Below are 19,031 nucleotides of genomic sequence, written 5' to 3'. Positions count from 1 at the left end.
AGATTCCTAGTGTTCAGTTGCCACTGCCGTGCCAGGTGTTTTAATCACCGATCCGAAGAAAAGAGCATTAAAGAACAGGCGGTTGGTGCCGTACCAGGTGCCGCGGAAGTTCGGGTTGTCTGAGAACAGGATCACGCGGCCCTGCCCCTGATCGCTGACCAGCAGCGCCGCTGAATTTTTGATCTTGTTCAGGTTGGCCTTCGATACATAGCCGCTCAGCCACGGCTCATTCGTATACTGAGCCACTGTGCTGTAAGGGTTTTTGGCAGGCGCCAGAATGGTGGTACTGTTGCGGTACACCGGCAGCTTACGGTTAGTAAAGCCAAAGCCCAATGGGTGTGAGGTATCCAGGTCAACCTCATAAATCGAGCCTCCTACCGATTTGGCTCCCTCTGTCGGGCGGGCATCGGCAAAATCAATGCGCGCAGCATTGCTGGCTGTGTCTTGGGCGGGTATGGCCTTGCCCTGCGCCAGCCCTTGTTTGATGGCCCACTCCGCAGCCGACTTGAAGGTAATCAGCGTGCCCCCATCTGTCACCCAGCGCTTGAGTTTTTCCACCGAGGCTTTGTCGAGGCTGTTGTACATGCCGCTTACCAGCACGATGGTGTTGTAGCGGCGCAGGCTCAGGCGTGGAAAGGAAGCCAGATCCACTTTGGAGATAGGCATGTGGAGCTGCTCGTCGAGCAGAAACCATACTTCGCCAGCCTCATACGAGGTGATACCCTGGCCGGTGAGCAGTAGCGCCTCTGGCTTGCGCAGCGTCTGGATGTTGTTGCTGCCCAGGTCAATGCCGTTCAAACTCAGGCCAGTCTTCACTGACTCAAAGCTGATCTGCTTTAGCTGCGCGACCTCTGTTATCACTTTATATAACGAATCAGAAGAGATCTGTTGCGACGCCACCGGTATGGTAATCGTGCCAGGCTGGTAGGCTTTAGGTCCGGAGGAGGTGGAGGCTGTAAACGGTTTAAAGATCGTTTGCGTGATCACGCCTTTGTCCTGCAGCAGGTACAAAGCACCGGCCGCGTTATAGTCTGCCCAATCCAGCAGGTACGCATAGTGGCTTTGCGCTGGTACGTTAGGTGTTAGAGGCGCCAGTTCGGTAATGCGTTTGCCCAATGCTCCCTTAGCCTTCAGGCCTGCGTGCGGCAGGTTATAAGCCAGTGCCAGCGTCCAGGTCGATGCGTCGTAAAACACGCTGTCGTCAAACTCTTTTGTTTTGGCAAAAATGGACTCCACCAGGCGGTATTGGGGCTGTTCGGTTGGCACAACGTAGGCCTTGCCTTTCTCGAACTGCTGCCCGTTTATACGTTGTGATTTCTCCAGTTCATACACTTCAATGCGGTGGGCCAGCAAAAGCTCGGTGAACTTGCGCAACCGGGTGGCGTCGTAATTCTCACCGTAGATGTATGCCCGCACCCCGTTCCTGCGTCCGTCGGCCAAGGCCGACTCGTAGAACTCGCGCTGATGCCTGAGCAGCGTCTCACGGTTTTCGACGGCTGCTTTTACCGTGGCCAGACCAGTGGTCAGGTGGTTGCGGATGGTGAAGGCAAAGGTGAGCACGCCCAAGGAGTGCTCCTGCTTGTTGCCCCGGGAACTGGCCTGCTCAAACGTAATGCCTACCCCTCCCTGAAAATCCGGATAAGTAGAACCGTAGCCCGGGTAAATGTTGTCGTACTGCTCCTTGGTAAAGTATAGCGAACCCAGCTCATCCAGCGCCTCGGCATGGTACCTGGCCATTAATACATTCAGTCCGTCGTAGGTGCTGCGTGGGATCAGGCGGTTTTCCGAACTGTAGGGTTTGCTCGGCTCAAAGTAGTAAGTCGAGTTAGTGCCCATCTCATGAAAATCGATGAACACGTTGGGCAGCCACTTGTGGTAAAACTCCATGCGGTTGCGGCTTTCCACGTGCGCCAGCGGCAGCCAGTCACGGTTCAGGTCGAACCAGTAGTGGTTGCCACGGCCGCCTGGCCATACTTCGTTGTGCTCTCGGTCAGCGGGGTCGCTTACGGCGGGGTTGCCCTGGTGCATGCTGACCCAGTTGGTGTGGCGGTCACGACCATCGGGGTTCTGGGCCGGTTCGATGAAAACCACTGATTCTTTGAGGTAGCGCTGGGTTTCCGGATCCTGGTTGGCCGCCAGGTAATACGCTGTGAGCAGGGATACTTCAGTGCTGGACGATTCATTGCCGTGCACGTTGTAGGCCAGATGCACCAGCACCGGCATGTTGGTAAGGGCTGGCGCCGCCTTGGCCGGATCGGTTAGTTGCAGGTGCTCCTGGCGGATCTGCTCCAACTGGCCGTGGTTCTCCGGCGAGGTGATGGTGACAATCACCTGCGGGCGGTGCTCGTAAGTATACCCAATGGTCTCGATGCGCACCTTATCGGACACCCGGTCTAGCTCCTGCAGGTAAGCCACCACGCGGTCATAGCGCGTTTGCCGCTCCCCGATGCCGTAGCCCAGGAATTGCTCCGGCGTCGGAATTTTCGGATCAAAGTTTTTGGTTTTGGGAAAGTAGTAGCTGTTCTGCGCCAACAATGGCAGCGCAGCAAATGCCCATAAGACGAGAGTGAAGAGAAGCCCTAAAGCAGGCCTCCGGGAGTTGGAATGCATGGTGAGTTCAAATATAGATGAAAGAAGGACCAGGCGCAGATGCCTTGTCTGAATAAACAGGTTGAAAAGGCTGGCTCTGAAGCAGGTGAGCGAGGAGGTAGCAGGCAGAAAGCCTGCAAACGCAACCAAACGCTCCTTGTTCCTAAAGACTTGAGAGGGTACTTGCCGTGTCGGCTGGCAACTGCCGAAGCCAAAAGGTTACTTGCTACAACAGCAGGAAAGCGAGTAGGAGGTAATGCTCAGGAAAGAGATGAAGAAACCCGTGCGCCCCGGAAAGGAGCTGTAGACTGTTTGCATGATGTAAAACTTATAGTTCCCAAAAATTGGGCAGGACGTAGCACCTGGTTCATCAACTGGTTGCTAGAAGGTCATGGAGCCTGCTCTCTCGCTTCTTCGGTATAAATTCATGGCAAAGGTATGCCCGCGACATTCAGAATTCCAAATATTTTTTTAGGGTTTCATTTCACCAATGACATTTCATACCAGTTATCGGATGTTCTTTGCAACCGGAAACAAACAGGTGAATCACCCGAAAAAGGGGGGAGGAGTTGCTTTTAAGTAGTTTTGTGTTTTAGCAAGATGCCTTCCAAGGTGGTTCTGAATCGTCTGATTTAATTTTAAAATGAAAATAATTTTGACAAAAAGCTTGCATCACTAAAAATCCTGCCCTTACCTTTGCAGCATCTTTATCAAGATTTATAAAGAAGAGGGAAGAGAGCAGGCTCCGTGAACCTCTAGCAACCAGCAGTCATACTGAAAAGGTGCTAACTCCTGCCCAATTTTGGGACATATAAATTGAACGCATGAACGCACAGCACACCAAACCAGCATTTTTGACAACCGTTTTATCATTTGAAGCAGCGCCCGCTGCCCTGATGTGTTGTTATAGCTGTTGTTGTTAAGCTCCAACCATTTCTCTGTTTGCAGCTAAAAGCACCCTGCCGGTGCAGCAACTTCTTCGTATTCTTTTCTACCCATTTTTTTAATCTTGTTTGATCATGGGCAATCATCTACCCCAGATTACGCCATGCCTTTATGCACTGGCCTATGCTTTCCGGAGGTTCATTTCTTCCTCTTTCACGCCGGTTCACCAGCGAATGTGCATGTGCAACTGTTGTTGCTAGCGCAGTAGTTGCACTAATCCCATAAATCCTTTTCTATAATTTGCCATTACTGCAAACTTCCCATTTGCAGCATGGGAATACTTTGTCTAATTATTAACGCTAAAATGCAAACATATACTATATCCAAACTTGTGCGGCTGCTACTCTCGCTGGGCCTCTTGCTGGCCTTCGGTGGCAGTGTGCTGGCACAAAGCACCCTAACACAGGGCACAGTGAAAGACGCCAAAACCGGTGAGCCCCTGATCGGGGCCCGCGTGCAGATAAAAGGCACTGACAAAGGCACCGTAACCGGTGTGGACGGCAGCTTTAACCTGCCAGTTGAAAATGGCCAGACGCTTATCATTTCCAGCCTGGGCTATACTTTAAAAGAAATAAAAGCAGAAGGCCAGGCCTTGAACGTAACCTTGCAGGAAGACACCAAAGCCCTGGAGGAAGTGGTGGTTGTAGGTTACGGTACACAGTCGCAGAAGGCTGTTTCCAGCGCCGTGACCTCGGTTAACCCACAGGAGCTGAAAGGCATACCGGCTCCGTCCCCGGACCAACTGTTGCAGGGAAAAGCGTCGGGGGTGCAGATAGCGGCCGCTAGCGGCACGCCCGGGGGAGGTATCTTCGTGCGTATCCGGGGCAATACCTCGATTAATGCCAGCAACGAGCCGCTTTACGTGGTCGACGGTGTGTTTATTAACAACCTGTCCCTTTCAGGCCTGAGCCTGGGCGGGCAAACGACCAACCCGCTGGCTGACCTGAACCCGGCAGACATCGAAAGCATCGAAATACTGAAGGACGCGAACGCCACGGCGATTTACGGTGCGCGTGGCGCAAACGGCGTCGTGCTCATCACTACGAAGCGCGGCAAAACCAATGCCGGCACGCGCATCAATTTCCAGACTTATTTTGGCGTTGCGAAGGCGCCCAAGATCTATGAAACCGTGAACGCGCAGCAGGAAGCGGAGCTCATCAACGAAACGCATCTTAACGATGGGGGTAGCCTGTCCACCCTGCCATTTCGCCCTAGGAGCGAAGGCGGCTTAGGTTTGCCGGAAGAGCAGACCACCTATTCCCGCATTCCGGATGTGTTCCAGACAGCAACTACGCAGAGCTATGACCTATCGGCCTCGGGCGGCGGCGAATCCAACCGCTTCTTTCTGGGCGGCGGGTACTTTAAGCAGGAAGGCATCGTGAAGCCGGCAGAGTTCGAGCGTTTCAGTGGCCGGTTCAACTACGACCATCTGGTAAACAAGCGCCTGACCATCGGTACCAGCACCTCCATCTCGTATAGCAAGCGCAACCAGAGCCGCAACGACGACAGCGCTCAGGGCGTGATTAACTCGGCTTTGTACGTGCCTACTTACCTGCCGGTGTTTAACGAAGATGGCAGCTACGCGCGTCACTCAATCTTCGATAACCACCTGGCCCTGATCGAGAACCTTAACATCCAGGGCGAAAGCAGCCGCCTGATTTCCAACCTCTACGGGGAGTATGAGATCCTGGACGGGCTGACCCTCAAGTCGAACTGGAGCATCGACTACAATGCGTATGCCGACAAAGTATACAACAACACGCAGATCAGCGTGGGCCTGCCGGCAGGTAACGCCAGCCGCAGCGAAAGCAAGCTGGTAACGCTCATTAACGAGCAGCTGCTTACCTACAACAAGCGCCTCGGCAACGACCACTTCCTGAACGTGATCTTGGGTAACACGGTGCAGCAGACCAAGTATAACTTCCTCTCGCTGACTGGCCGCAATTTCCCGAGCGACAACTTCCAGGAGATTGCCTCCTCGTCTTTGCAGACGGCTTCAACCAACTCCAGCCAGAACGGGTTGATATCGTTCTTCTCCCGCGCCGGCTATACTTTCAAGGACAGGTACAGCATCGACGGCAGCGTGCGTGCCGACGCCTCCTCCCGTTTCGGCACTTCCAACCGCTGGGGCGTGTTCCCGTCGCTGGGTGCTTCCTGGATCATTTCCGAGGAAGCCTTTGCCCAAGACCTGCCTTTCGATTTGATCAAGCTGCGCGCCAACATCGGCGTGACGGGTAACCAGAACGGCATAAACGACTTTGCTTCGCTCGGGCTATGGAGAGCGGGCCGCAACTATGAGGGCCTGCCGGGCATCAGCCACCAGCAACTGGCCAACCCGGACCTGAAGTGGGAGACCACGCGTCAGTGGAATATCGGCCTGGACCTGGGGCTGCTCCAAAACCGCCTGAAAGTGGAGGCCAACTACTATAACAAGTATACCAAAGACCTGCTCCTGGAAGTACCGGTGGCGTCTAAAACCGGCTTTAGCAGCGTGTTCGAAAACCTGGGAGAGATCAGCAACAAAGGTGTAGAACTCAACATCTCTACCACCAACATCGAACGCGAGGACCTCACCTGGACCACCAGCCTGAATATTGCCCGCAATGTGAATAAGATCGAAAAGCTCCCGATTCCGATTAACCAGCACTCCCGCGATTGGGTACGGATGGAAGAAGGCGGCTCGGTGTATGACTTTTGGGTGTACAAGCAGCTGTACGTAGACCCACAGACCGGCGACGCCGTGTACGACGACGTGGACCAGAATGGTAGCATTACGGTGGCTGACCGCCAGATTGTGGCCAATGCCGCCCCGGACTTTTTTGGTGGCCTGAATAACACGGTGCGATACAAGAATTTTGATCTGGGTGCCTTAATCTATGGGGAGTATGGCAACGAGATCCTGAACCTGAACCGTTACTTTATGGAGCACGGGGGCACACGTAATGGCTCCATCTCTTACCTGCCAGGCCAACTGAACCGTTGGCAGCAGACGGGCGACATGACAGACATGCCACGCCTGACCAAAAAAGGCAACAACTATACCTTGCCAAGCAGCCGCTTCATCGAGGATGGCTCGTTCCTGCGCCTGCGCTCGGTAACGCTGGGTTACACGGTGCCTTCTGCCGCCCTGAGCAAGTATAAAATTTCCAGCCTGCGCGTGTATGTCTCGGGCACTAACCTCTGGACCCTGACCAACTACAGCGGCTTGGATCCGGAAGTGAACGTAGCCGGCAACAATCAGAACGTGCGTGGCATCGACCACGCCGTCGTACCGCAGCCCCGCTCGTTCCAGGCAGGTTTAAATGTTAGTTTCTAATCAGGCAATTATCATGAAGAAAATATTGACCAACTATAAAGTACTCGCGCTGGCCCTGCTGGTATCGCTCTCTGGCTGCGACAACATCCTGGAGCCAGAGCCAAGGCTGGACGTTTCCACAGCTCAGGCCATCACCGACAAACGCAGCGCTGAAGCGGCCCTGTTAGGTGCCTATAGCGAACTGCAGAGCAACAATTACTACGGCTTCGAGTACCCGGCCCTGGCGTATCTGTCTGCCGACGAAGTAGACTGGTCCGGCTCCTACAACTTTTACCAGCAGTTTGATTTGAACGCCATTCCGGCTGAGAACAGCTCCCTTAAATCGGTATGGAGCCAGATCTACCGGGTGATCAACGTGTCGAACAACCTCATCGACAAAGTGCCTGCTATCGAGGACCGCAACCTGACGGAGGCCCAGCGCCAGAAGATCCTGGGGGAGGCGTATTTCCTGCGGGCCCTTTCCTACTTCGACCTGGGCCGCGCCTGGGGCGGAGTGCCGCTCGTGCTCAAGCCAACAATTGATAAGAACAGCGGTGCGGGCATCAAGCGGGCTACCCTGCAGCAAACCTACGGGCAGGTGCTGGCCGACCTGGACCAGGCAGAAGCTTTCCTGCCTTCGCTCACTTCCCGTGCCAGGGCTTCAAAGGAGGCAGTTTGGGCGCTGAAGGCCAGGTTATACTTGTACCAGCAGAACTGGGAGAAAGCCGAGGAATATAGCACGCTTGTGATCAACAGCGGCAAGGCCAGCCTGATAAAACCATACAGCGCGTTTTACAAAGGTAAGCTTACCGAAGAGAGCATCCTGGAACTGGTGTACGATAACTCTGACCGGAACTCGCACGCCAACTACTGGCTGACCAGCAGCAAAGGCGGCCGCTACGAGTGGAAGCCTTCGGCCAGTATCATTCAGGACTTACGCAACCCACAGGTAGGTGGCTCCCGAAGCGCTGTTTTGGGTTCGCAGGTAGATAACGGCAAGGAGACTGTGTACGGGCAAAAGTATAGCAAAATTGCCACTGGCGAGGACGGTGCCTTTATACTGCGCATTGCTGAGCAGTACCTCATTCGGGCTGAGGCCAGGCTGAAGCAAAGTAACTTGCTGGCTGGATTGTCGGACCTGAACGAAGTTCGCAAAAGAGCTGACCTTACCCCGCTGGTTCTAGCTGATCTGAACGCAGCCCTGCTGGCCGTGGAACAGGAGCGGGAAGTAGAACTGGCCTTTGAGGGCCACCGCTGGTTTGACCTGATACGGACTGGCAGGGCCGAAACAGTGTTGGGTATCAGTGACCAGAACAAATTCCTGTTCCCGATTCCTAACAGCGAAATTCTGGCTGATCCGGATCTGGGACCGGAAGAGCAGAACCCCGGTTACTGATTTAACCTAAATAGACTGGCCGACTAAAGTGAGGCGGTCAGTCTATTGTAAGGGCAGACAAGTGTTCTGCTGCGTGGCATCTGTGGATGCTGGATTAGCCATTCTCTATTTAATTAAGGGGAAAGCTAAACCAGCATCCATTGCCATTTTTTGAAGGAGATCAGGTGCAATTGGTCAGGAGCTGCAAGGTTTATAACCATGTCCCAGGTAGAAACCCCGGCTAAAGAGGAATCGAGTTGCTTCGGAACAGGTCAGGCTGTAATTTTTGAAAAAGGCTAAAGGACGTAGGTTTTCCCTCCCGGACAAGGCCCTGTCAATTGGCAAGCCTCCGGGTAAACATATATCATCCTTGCGATTTGGTACCATAAACGGTGCATCTTGACACTTAAGTGGGCCATCCCTCTTCCTTTATACTTCCGAAAGTATACTCTTCAACTCCTCAAAGCTATTCTGCATCGGCACGATGTGTTCCTGCTTTTCCGCAAATCGCTGTAGCTTGGCAGGTATGGCAATAGCCTCTCCCAACGTATCTTCCATGACTTCCCTGAATTTGGCCGGGTGCGCTGTTTCCAGAAAGACGGCAATGGTTGGTTCCTTGGTTTGGGAAAGGAGTTTCCGGGCTCCGCTGAAGGCTACTGCTCCGTGCGGGTCCAGGAGGTAGCCGTTCCGCTGGTACACCTCCCGTATGGTTTTTTGGGTTTCCTCATCGGTGAAAGTATAGCCAGCGATGCGACGGCGGAACTGCTCCAGCTCTCCACTAAATAAGGCTTCCATGCGGGCGTAGTTGCTGGGGCTGCCTACGTCCATGGCATTGCTGATGGTTTGCACGGAGGGCTTGGGTGCGTATACCCCGGTCTGGAGGTACTGCGGCACGACATCGTTAGCATTGGTGGCGGCGATGAAACGGTGTACCGGTAAACCCATGGCGGCGGCGAGCAAGCCACCAGTCAGGTTACCGAAATTGCCGCTGGGTACGCTGAACACGATAGGCTTATCCTGCTGCTGCAGCTGGCCATACGCATAAAAGTAATAGAACGACTGTGGGATGAGCCGTGCAATGTTGATGCTGTTGGCCGAGGTGAGCAGATGACGCTGGTTGAGCTCCTGGTCGGCCAGTGCCTGCTTGGCCAATCGCTGGCAATCGTCAAACGTGCCTTCAACCTCAATGGCCGTGATATTATCGCCCCAGGTGGTGAGCTGCTTTTGCTGCAGTGGGCTTACCTTTCCTTTTGGGTAAAGGATGTATACCTGTATACCCTGCACCTGGTGGAATCCGGCCGCCACGGCGCTGCCCGTATCGCCGGAGGTAGCCACGATCACTTTCAACGCCTCGTTTTTACCCCGGGTGAAGTAGGCCATCAGCCGCGACATAAAGCGGGCGCCCACATCCTTGAACGCCATGGTCGGGCCATGGAACAGCTCCAGGCTATAGATATCCTTTTCCACCTTGACCAGCGGAATCTCGAAGTTCAGGACTTCCTCCACCAAAGATTTTAGAACCTGAGCCGGAACATCTTCCTGCAGAAATGCAGAGGCGACGGTATAAGCTATTTCCTGGAGAGAAAGCTGGTGCAGGCTTTCCAGGAAAGCCGGTGGGAGCACAGGGACAGACGCAGGCATGTAAAGGCCTCCATCATCGGCCAGCCCTTTTAATACCGCCTTCTCCAGAGGTACGTGTGTTGTTAGTCGGCTAGTGCTGCTATATAACATTATGCTTTGGCTAAAACAGGTTGAACGTTTTTTACTACTGGCCCCTGCAAGTTTATCTCCGAGACATAGGCGGTGCTGCCGATGCCCGCCTCGGATAGCTTTGCCTCTAAGGCGGCTGTTACCTTATGGGCAACGGCGAGGCTGCTGCAAAGTGCAAATACAGAGGGGCCGGAGCCGGAGATACCAAAGCCGAGCGCCTGCTGCTCCAGCGCAAGCTGCCGCAGTTCATCGAAGCAGGGGATGAGCATGGCGCGCATGGGTTCTATCACCACGTCCTGCATGCTCCGGCTGATCAGGCCCAGGTCGCTGGTACAAAAGCCCGCCACCAGACCTGCCACGTTACCCCATTGCGTCACAGCATCCCGAAGCGGGATGTGCGTCTTGAGAATCTGCCGCGCCTCCCGTGTGGGAATTTCTACATGCGGGTATACTAATGCGCAGGATAGTCCCTGCGGTACCGGCAGCCGGACCACATCCAGTGGATGGTAGCTGCGCACCAGCACCAGGCCGCCCAGCAGGGCAGGAGCCACGTTATCGGCATGGGCGTTGCCACAGGCCAGCCGTTCCCCCTCCATGGCAAAAGGCAGCAGTTCTTCTCTCGTCAGGGGCTGCCCCATTAGCTCATTTATTGCCACCAGTCCGGCCACAGCACTGGCGGAGCTGGAGCCCAGGCCACTGCCAAAGGGCATCAGCTTGTAGAGCTCAATGCTCACTCCCTGCGTTACCCCTAAGTGCCGAAGGTAGCTGATGACCACGGCGCTCACCGTATTCTTCTCGGGGTTTCGGGGCAAGCGTCCTTCGTCACCCTCCAGCACGTCCAGTGTCACCTGTCCGCTGTTGTTGAGGTGCATGATCACTTCATCGCCAGGCGCATGCACGGCAAGGCCCAGCACATCATAGCCGCAGCTCAGGTTGGCGACAGTGGCCGGGGCAAATACTTTTATTGATTTCATGTGTTCTTCTTTTTAAGGTTAATAAGCTGCCACCCGTACCAAGTCTGCCAATACCCCGGCGGCCGTTACCTCGGCGCCGGCACCTGGCCCTTTGATCACCATCGGGTTTAGCCGGTAGCGCTCTGTGGTAAAGGAGATGATGTTGTCGCTGCCGGAAAGGCCAAAGAAGGGGTGTTCGGGACCGGCCATGACCAGCGCTATCTTTACCTTTCCATCCTCCAGCGAGCCGATGTAGCGCAGTACTTTCCCTGAGGCCGCCGCTTCTTCTTTCAATCTGGCAAAGTAAGGTTCAGATTTTTCCAACTCCTGGTAAAAGGCCTCCACCGTAGGGGCAGCAACGCAGTTTTCCGGCAGAATAGGTTGTATCTGCACCTCCGGCAGCTCCATCGGAAGCCCTGTTTCGCGGGCCAGGATGAGCATTTTCCGGGCAAAGTCCAGCCCGCTGAGATCATCCCGCGGGTCGGGTTCTGTAAAGCCTTTCTGCTGCGCCTCCCGCACGACCGCTGCAAAAGTTTTGTCGCCTTTGTACTCGTTGAAGATGTAGGAGATAGTGCCGGATAGAATGGCCTCTATCTTCAGCACCTGGTCTCCGCTGATAAGCAGGTCGTGGAGTGTCTTGATGACCGGCAGGCCGGCACCCACATTTGTCTCAAAGTAATAGTCCACGCCATACTTGCGCACCACCTGCTTGTCCTTGTAGTAGTCAGAGAAGGTGCCGCAGTTGCGGATTTTGTTGCATGTAACGACTGAGAAACTCTGCTCGAATAACTGCCTGTAGCTACTGGCCACGTCAGCGCTGCCGGTGTTGTCTATAAAAACGGAGTTGGGCAGGTTGAGAGACACCGCCTGCTCCATAAAGCGCTCCAGGTCGGCCTGCTCCCCATTCTCCACGAGCTCGTCTTGCCAGTTTTTAAGGCTGATGCCGTCACGGTTCCAGAGCATCTGTCGGCTGTTGCACACGCCCGCCAGGTTGATTCTCAGGTGCCGGCTGGCCTGCAGGTGCTCCTGGTGCTGCTCCAGCTGCCGGAGCAGGGTGGCGCCGATATTGCCGGTGCCGCAGCAGTATACATTCAGCGTTTTCACAGGCGACAGAAAAAGCGCGTCGTGCACAGAGTTCAGCGCCTTGGACAGGTCTTCGCTGCTCACCACGACGGAGATGTTAAGCTCAGAGGAGCCCTGTGCGATAGCATTGATGTTCACGCCACTGCGCCCGAGCGCGCTGAAGAGCTTGCCTGACAGTCCGATGGCCTGCTTCATGTTCTCCCCGACTACAGCCATCACGCTGTACCCTTCCTCTACCGTGGGTTTGGAAAGCCTGCCGGACAGCAGCTCATACCCGAATTCTGCCTCAATGGCGGTACTGGCAGCCCGGGCCTCCGCTGGTGACACGGCAAGGGTGATGCTGTGCTCCGAGCTGGCCTGCGTGATGAGGATGACGTTTACGCCTGCCTGGGCCAGGGCGCTGAACAGGCGGCCGCTAAAGCCCTTGTACCCGACCATACCGCCACCCTGCACCGTGAGCATGCTGACTACAGGAATAGAAGTAATACCTTTCACCAGGGAGCCGTTCACAGAGGCTTTGGGGCCAATGAGGGTCCCGGAAAAGGAGGGGTTAAAGGTGTTTTTGACCACAATCGGGATACCCTTGGCAATAGCCGGCAGCATGGTAGGCGGGTGCACGACCTTGGCGCCAAAGTATGAAAGCTCAATGGCCTCGTTGTAAGACAGTTGTTTGAGTGGAAAAGCCTTCTTTACCAGCCGCGGGTCTGCTGTCATGAAGCCATCCACGTCTGTCCAGATCTGCACCTGGTCGGCGCCCACAGCGGCGCCTACCAGAGCGGCCGTATAGTCGGAGCCTCCACGGCCCAGCGTGGTGGTGTTACTGTGCAGGTCGGAGGCGATAAAACCTGTGATCACGGGAACGGCGCTGGGGTGCTGGCTGAAGAAATCGTTTACGAGCTGGTTTGTCAGCGCTTCGTCCACGGCGGCGCTGCCATGGTTGCTGTCCGTTCTGATGAGCTGGCGGGCATCGGCAAACACCGCCTTGACCCCATGCTGCCTGAGCACGTGCGCGATGGTGTAGTTGGAGCAGAGCTCGCCGTAGGCCACTACCCGATCGTTGGTTCGGGGAGAAGCTTCGCCCAGTGCCCGGACTCCTGCCAGCAATTCTTCCAGCTCATTAAAGTATAGCCGAAGTCCCAGCAGGGCTACATTCTGGTGCTTTACCTCCAACAGGGTCTTCACCAGCGCAAAATGGCGGTCCTCGATCGTCTTTAGCCCGGTCCCATATTCTTTGCCTGCCGACGCTTCTGCCACGAGCTGTAAGAGGGTGTTAGTCACCCCGCTCATGGCCGAGCAGACGACGGCCACTGCCTCGTCCTGCTGCTTTTGCTCTTTAACTAGTTGCACCAGGGTGCTGATCGATTGCGCGGATCCGACCGAGGTACCTCCGAATTTCAGGATTTTCATGTTGTAAAGGGGTTAAAACAAAAAGGCCTTCCTCAGGAAATGAGGAAGGCCTTTTTGTAGGTTATGATGTGTTTTTTCTAACTCATACTACGATAATATTCCTTACCCCATGTGCAATAGCCTGTTGTCCCGGTAATCGTAATGATCCCGGTGGAGATAATAATGGTAGTTGAAAACAGGTTGTTGCTCATGGATTGCATGCCGGTAATATGGAAACTATTTTCTATATATGCTAATTAAATCGACTTTAATGTGTTAATGGTCAATATATTAAAGTAAGAATGCTGATTTGGAGTGTTTACTAGAGCTAAATCAATGTTATGGATTGTAGCTCAGAACGGGTTCTTTTTGCTGAAAACGGAGCAGGGCAGAAGCCAGTTGTTTTGATGCTGTTCGTTGGCCTTATCCCCGCGGTTTTGGTAGCTGACTTTGCGGGAGCATTCCGTTGTTGAGCGGGGGCAGGGCCTGATTCGAATGCTCCCCGAGATCCGGATTTCTATTGCTTAAAAAGAAAACGGCCAGCGGAGGAGTCCTCTGCTGGCCGTTTGGAAAGGCGTGGCTAAAGTATAACTACGGTTGCTAAGCCTATTTTTGATGCCTCTTGCTGCTCAGGTACCTCCTCACAGGCACATCATACACTACCATCACGAGATAGGCAAAGCCCACCAACAGAAGTGTTCCTATCGACACGATAAGAAACAGCTCGTTTGTTCCGGGCTTTTGGCTTGTGAAATAGTTGCCAAATATCCAGATGACGGCGTAGTGGGTCATGTAGAGGGGGTAGGAGATATTCCCGGAGAACACGCAGAGTTTTTTAACTCCTGGCGACAGGCTGGAACCGGCTCCTAATGCAACAAGTAGCGGGAAATAAAACAGGACAACCAGCGCCTCTGTTACCCAGTTCCATCCATCAAAGTGGGGCATCACAAAGGCCAGCGACAGCAAAACAGCCAGGCCGATGAAGCCGAGGTTGTTTTTGATTATCCAGTTAGAACGGTAGATTAACAGTCCTGCAGAGAAGGAGTAGGCGATACGCGCACCGCCGTCCAGGAAGTTCTCTCCTGCCCAGCCGCCCAAGAGATTGCCAGCACGGTAGCTAACAAAACAAAGGGTAATCGCGGCTAGGGCTGTCAAAACAACTAAGCTGCGGCGGGAGAGCCTGTAGAGGACAAGGGCATACACAATGTTAGCAACGTATTCCCAGAACAAGGACCACGAAGGGGCATTGAGGCCGAACAGGTTGAACGCTCGCTCTTCCATCACTGGATAGGGAATGAGGAGCGCGGAGCAGAGGAATAACAGGAAAAGTCCGCCTGCGGTATAAGCTTCTGAAGGAGCGGCGAACGGATCAAAGAGGAAAGCCAGCAGGCCCAGCACCGAGCCAAGTATAACCAGCGGGTGCAGCCTTATCAGCCTCGATTTAAAAAATTCCTTAACGCCCATTTTCCCAATGCGGTCGTCATAGGCGTACCCGATTACGAACCCTGACAAACAGAAAAAGAAGTCTACGGCCAGGAAGCCATGCCCGATGAAGATTTTGCCGGAGTCTGGCGGGTGAACCCACTCCGCGAAATGGAAAATAACAACAGCCAGGGCCGCTACCCCTCTTAACCCATCGAGGATAACAAAGTGCTGTTTTGGTTTGAGAAGGCCCGAGTTAGCCTCCAGGTTGCCTGTGTTTACTTTAAGCTTATTCATCTATTTTGATAAGGGTGAAGCGCCATAGCAACGAGCCTCTAAAAGGAACCCTTTGCAACAGCATCTATTAGATAAGTCCGTAAGATATTAAGTTAATCGCATTTAAGCGCAGAAACCTAAGCGTAAAATGTTGTAGACGCTATGCGTTAAAGCTTGAACTGTCGGGCTTACTTAGCTCTAGCAGCCTATCGGAGGGCTGCACAAGTGGCTAAAAAAGCTGGTAAGACAGCTGCAAATTCATGTGGTTAAAACATTAGGATACTTGCTGCATCTGCGCTTCCTCGGAAGAACCAAGTTCTGGTGTAATGCCCGTCTGTCCCTCCATCAGCCATTATACTTTTGGCTGATCAGTTCCCAAATCTGAAACAATGGTGGCATGAAGTCTTGCCTTTGAATTATATTTGCGGCGATCCTGACAATTGCTGTACTTCCAGGTGATGGATGTCATTTAATTAGGCAATGCGTGGCCATACCTTTGCCATTGAAATGAGACCGACGATAGCTGCCATATTGCTCTTGCTCTTAACCTTGCAGGTAACCTACAAGGGCATCGTGTTCTCGTCTTATTTCGCCAACAAAGCCTACATTGCCGCGGTGCTCTGCGAGAACAGGGATAGGCCTGAACTGGAGTGCGAGGGCAAGTGCTACCTCAAAAATCAACTGCAAAAGGCGGATGCTCCTGAGAGCAACGCTTCCGGGCTCAGCCTGAAGTTGGAGATAAGCCCCTTTACTGCCCCGACTATCTTCTGGAGCCCGCTTCTTCCTGCAAAACCCGAAACCACTCTGTATTATACTTTTAGCAGCGGTGCCTATCTTAGCGCCTACCTCTCCGACTGCTTTCACCCTCCCCGGATATAAGCTGCCGTTTCCTGCGTCCCTACGCAGCGCCACCTGACGTGCTGTTGCTGCTAGTTGGGACACTGCCTGCACCCACAGAAACGTGGAAGCACACGTATGCGTGGCCCTTGCGCCCCGCCAGCTAAACCTATATCCAATTATTACCCTTCATCAGGGGACAAAGAAGTATAAGCATCATGAAAAAGTATAACTGGCTCACCTTGTGGGCCCTCGCAATGATAACATTTTTCTCCACCGGCTGCGACTCTGAGGATGTTGCGCCCATGCCAACGATAAACTACCAAAAAATCGCCGGAGGCCTGACAGAAACGGCCGATATTAAAGTGGAAGTATACAGCACGGACAAACTGTTTACAGGCTATAACCCGCTGCACATTGCCCTTTTCGATGCTGCCTCCGGTAAACAGATAGAGCAGGCAAGTATAAAACTGCAGCCCATGATGCACATGATGGACAAGCAGCATGCGGCTCCGGCAGAGAACCCAACCACCGACCGTGCAGTGGATGGACTTTTCAGTGGGGCAGTGGTCTTTACCATGCCCTCCGGCGACATGGGTTCCTGGACACTGGTAGTAGAAGTAGAGGCCGATGGACGGAAAACCAAAGCGACGGTGCCTGTAACGGTTGTAGAGTCAGCTACCTCCCGCCTCAAATCCTTTGTATCGAAGACAGACGGGGCCAAGTACCTTGTGGCCTACCTGCAGCCGCAGCAGCCCAAAGTTGGCGTGAACGACCTGGAAGTGGCGGTATACCGGGTGAACAGTATGATGGACTTCCCGGCAGACAGCAAGCTGACACTGGAGCTCAATCCCGAAATGCCTGCTATGGGCCATGGCTCCCCCAACAATGTAAACCCGGTGCATCAGAGCGTCGGGCACTACATAGGCAAGGTAAACTTCACGATGACGGGCTTGTGGCACCTGCACCTGACGCTGAAGGACGGCGCTGAAGAAGCAGGCAAAGTATACTTCGAAGTCAATTTTTAGCAGGCCGGCAGCCGTGCTGAAGCAATAGCCATAAGTACGGCTGCCATCCATTTATCTTAACAGCGAAGGACATGAAAACGCCTATCCTGATCGGGGGCTTTGCGTTGGCAGTACTGCCAGCCTGGGCCCAGCTACAGCCCATACCTGCTGACTCTATCCGCACGATTCTGCTACAGGAGGTAGCCATATCAACTAAAAGGCACAACCACCAGCAACACCTGCAGGAGTTTTATACTGCCAACAAAGCTGCCACCACCGAAGAACTGCTGTCACGCATGCCGGAAGTATCATTCATCCGCCGGGGCAGCTATGGCATGGAGCCGACCATCCGGGCCTACAGCGCCAGCCAGGTAAGTGTAACGCTGGATGGCATGCGCATACAGGGGGCTTGTACCGATAAAATGGACCCCGCTACCATCTACATCGAGCCGCTTAACCTGCAAAGTATAGAAGTGCAAACAGCCGGCGGAAGCGCGATGCAGGGCGCGGCCATTGGTGGTAGCCTCAACATGAAGCTGGCTGAGGCCGAGCTGGCAGATGAGCCCAGGCTTTCGGGGGCTGTCAGTACAGGCTATCAGTCTGCGGCCAATGCGGTGCTGGGAGGTTTGCGCCTGAATTACGCCACTCCAACCTGGGGCCTGCGTGCCTCGGGCACCTACCGCAATGCCCAAAGTTACCGCAACGGCAACAGCGAAAAGGTACTTTATTCACAGTATGAAAAGGCCAATATCGCGATCAATGGCAAGTATTTGTTGCAGGAGGACCTGATACTGAAAGCTGATTTTATTGCGGATGACGGCTGGAACATCGGTTTCCCGGCCCTGCCGATGGATGTGGGAACAGCCAAGGCGCGCATCGGTTCTATAAGTTTAGTGCGGGAAAATGAGGAAAAGCGCTGGACCCGGCTGGAAGCCCGCCTTTATGCCAACCGCATTGCTCACTCCATGGACGACAGCGCCCGTCCGGATCTGCCGGTGCGCATGGACATGCCTGGACTGAGCCGTACCAGCGGCTTTTACGTGGAGGGCACCACCGCTCCGGGAGCCAACCAGCAGCTCAGCGTGCGCGCCGATGCGTCAGCTTCATACCTGGAGGCCTCCATGACGATGTACCAGGAAGGACAGGCACCCATGTTCATGCTGACCTGGCCTAACAACCGGCAGCTGCAATCGGGGGTGGCGGCACAGTACAGCTGGCAGGTAAACACCAAAACCCAGCTACAGCTCAACAGCCGCCTGAACGTGTCTGACTTCTCGGTTACCAGCAGCGAGGGCCGCGACCAGATGGCTGTGTTCGGCTCTACCGGCACAGAGCGCCAGTTCGTCATTCCGGCTGCCACGGTGCAGCTAAGCCGCATGGTGTATAAAAAACTTAAAGCTTCTATTTCGGGGGGGATAAACGGGCGTACGCCAACGGCCAGCGAGCTTTACGGCTTCTACCTCTTCAGTCAGTTTGATGGCTACGACTATGTGGGCAATCCGGATTTGAAGCCGGAGCGAAGCATGCAGGGAGAGTTTACCTTGTCCTGGCAGGAGCCGCGGGTGCGGGTGCAGGCCACCACCTATGCCTCCAGGGTGGAAAACTATATCGTGGGCGCTCACAAGCCCGAGCTAAGCGCTATGACCATGGGCGCGCGTGGCGTGAAAGTATACTACAATGCTCCTTATGCGCTCCTGATGGGGGCCGAGGCCAGTGCCGTGTACAACATTAACGGGTATACCCAATTGGTAAGCACGCTAAAGTATAGCTACGGAAGAGACGCAGCCGGAGAGCCGCTGCCCATGATTGCCCCGCTCCGTCACGTGAGCTCGCTCCGCAAATACTTCGGGGATAACCTGTGGGTGCAGGGAGAGACAGAGATAGCCGCCGCTCAGCACCGTAACAGCGAAAGCTTTGGAGAGCAGCCCACCGATGCCTTCATGCTCTGGCACCTGCGCGCCGGTTACCAGAAAGAAACCGCCAGGAAAGTATGGCAGCTCAACGCGGGGGTAGAGAATATCTTCAACGTCAATTACCGCGAGCACCTCGACTGGGGACAGATTACCCGTCCGGGACGGAATATGTTTGTGCAGCTAAGTATGAGTTTCTAGTATACACGGGCTCGAGTATAGGCAGAAGGGGAGGCGCTGGAA

Annotated in this window: 10 protein-coding genes and 2 riboswitches; of the genes, 5 read left to right on the top strand and 5 right to left on the bottom strand. The window is 54.3% G+C overall.

The features are described from left to right. Positions 1–6 precede the first annotated feature (6 nt). A complete protein-coding gene (locus BM040_RS05160; protein WP_245756102.1) occupies positions 7–2,532 on the bottom strand; it encodes a M14 metallopeptidase family protein in 2,526 nt (841 codons plus the stop codon). Positions 2,533–2,914: 382 nt separating this feature from the next. Continuing rightward, positions 2,915–3,015, bottom strand: a riboswitch (SAM riboswitch). 288 nt (positions 3,016–3,303) lie between these two features. Next, positions 3,304–3,407, top strand: a riboswitch (SAM riboswitch). A 458-nt stretch (positions 3,408–3,865) separates the two neighbouring features. Between BM040_RS05160 and BM040_RS05155 the strand changes: the two genes are divergently transcribed. Together BM040_RS05155 and BM040_RS05150 are read left to right on the top strand one after the other, a co-directional pair. After that, the gene (locus tag BM040_RS05155) at positions 3,866–6,850 is read left to right on the top strand and encodes a SusC/RagA family TonB-linked outer membrane protein (RefSeq protein ID WP_092099490.1); all 2,985 of its coding nucleotides are present in this window, start codon (positions 3,866–3,868) and stop codon (positions 6,848–6,850) included. Positions 6,851–6,863: 13 nt separating this feature from the next. Further along, a complete protein-coding gene (locus tag BM040_RS05150) occupies positions 6,864–8,225 on the top strand; it encodes a RagB/SusD family nutrient uptake outer membrane protein (protein ID WP_092099382.1) in 1,362 nt (453 codons plus the stop codon). Positions 8,226–8,633: 408 nt separating this feature from the next. On the opposite strand, the gene thrC is transcribed toward BM040_RS05150, so the two are convergent. The 4 genes from thrC to BM040_RS05130 all read right to left on the bottom strand — a co-directional run bounded on the left by thrC (position 8,634) and on the right by BM040_RS05130 (position 15,055). Then, positions 8,634–9,935, bottom strand: a complete 1,302-nt coding sequence (thrC, locus tag BM040_RS05145) for a threonine synthase (protein ID WP_092099381.1) — start codon at positions 9,933–9,935, stop codon at positions 8,634–8,636. Further along, positions 9,935–10,888 (bottom strand): homoserine kinase, encoded by a 954-nt coding sequence (locus tag BM040_RS05140; RefSeq protein ID WP_092099380.1) that lies wholly within the window; start codon positions 10,886–10,888, stop codon positions 9,935–9,937. The genes thrC and BM040_RS05140 overlap by 1 nt, the downstream gene beginning before the upstream one ends. An 18-nt stretch (positions 10,889–10,906) precedes the next feature. Next, the gene (gene thrA / locus BM040_RS05135) at positions 10,907–13,357 is read right to left on the bottom strand and encodes a bifunctional aspartate kinase/homoserine dehydrogenase I (RefSeq protein WP_092099379.1); all 2,451 of its coding nucleotides are present in this window, start codon (positions 13,355–13,357) and stop codon (positions 10,907–10,909) included. 585 nt (positions 13,358–13,942) lie between these two features. Next, on the bottom strand, positions 13,943–15,055 hold the full coding sequence (locus tag BM040_RS05130) for an acyltransferase family protein (protein ID WP_092099378.1): 1,113 nt from the start codon (positions 15,053–15,055) through the stop codon (positions 13,943–13,945). A 486-nt stretch (positions 15,056–15,541) separates the two neighbouring features. Here BM040_RS05130 and BM040_RS05125 point away from each other — a divergent pair, with 486 nt between their 5' ends. The 3 genes from BM040_RS05125 to BM040_RS05115 all read left to right on the top strand — a co-directional run bounded on the left by BM040_RS05125 (position 15,542) and on the right by BM040_RS05115 (position 18,989). Further along, positions 15,542–15,913, top strand: coding sequence for a hypothetical protein (locus BM040_RS05125; protein WP_139217763.1), 372 nt, complete (start codon positions 15,542–15,544; stop codon positions 15,911–15,913). Positions 15,914–16,089: 176 nt separating this feature from the next. After that, positions 16,090–16,899 (top strand): FixH family protein, encoded by an 810-nt coding sequence (locus BM040_RS05120; protein ID WP_092099376.1) that lies wholly within the window; start codon positions 16,090–16,092, stop codon positions 16,897–16,899. A 71-nt stretch (positions 16,900–16,970) separates the two neighbouring features. Further along, on the top strand, positions 16,971–18,989 hold the full coding sequence (locus BM040_RS05115; RefSeq protein ID WP_092099375.1) for a TonB-dependent receptor: 2,019 nt from the start codon (positions 16,971–16,973) through the stop codon (positions 18,987–18,989). Positions 18,990–19,031: the final 42 nt, after the last annotated feature.

The sequence above is a fragment of the Pontibacter chinhatensis genome (genome assembly GCF_900113285.1).
Classification (GTDB): Bacteria; Bacteroidota; Bacteroidia; order Cytophagales; family Hymenobacteraceae; genus Pontibacter; species Pontibacter chinhatensis.
Note: the sequence above shows the minus strand (reverse complement) of the source record. Positions and strands in the feature narration are given on the sequence as shown.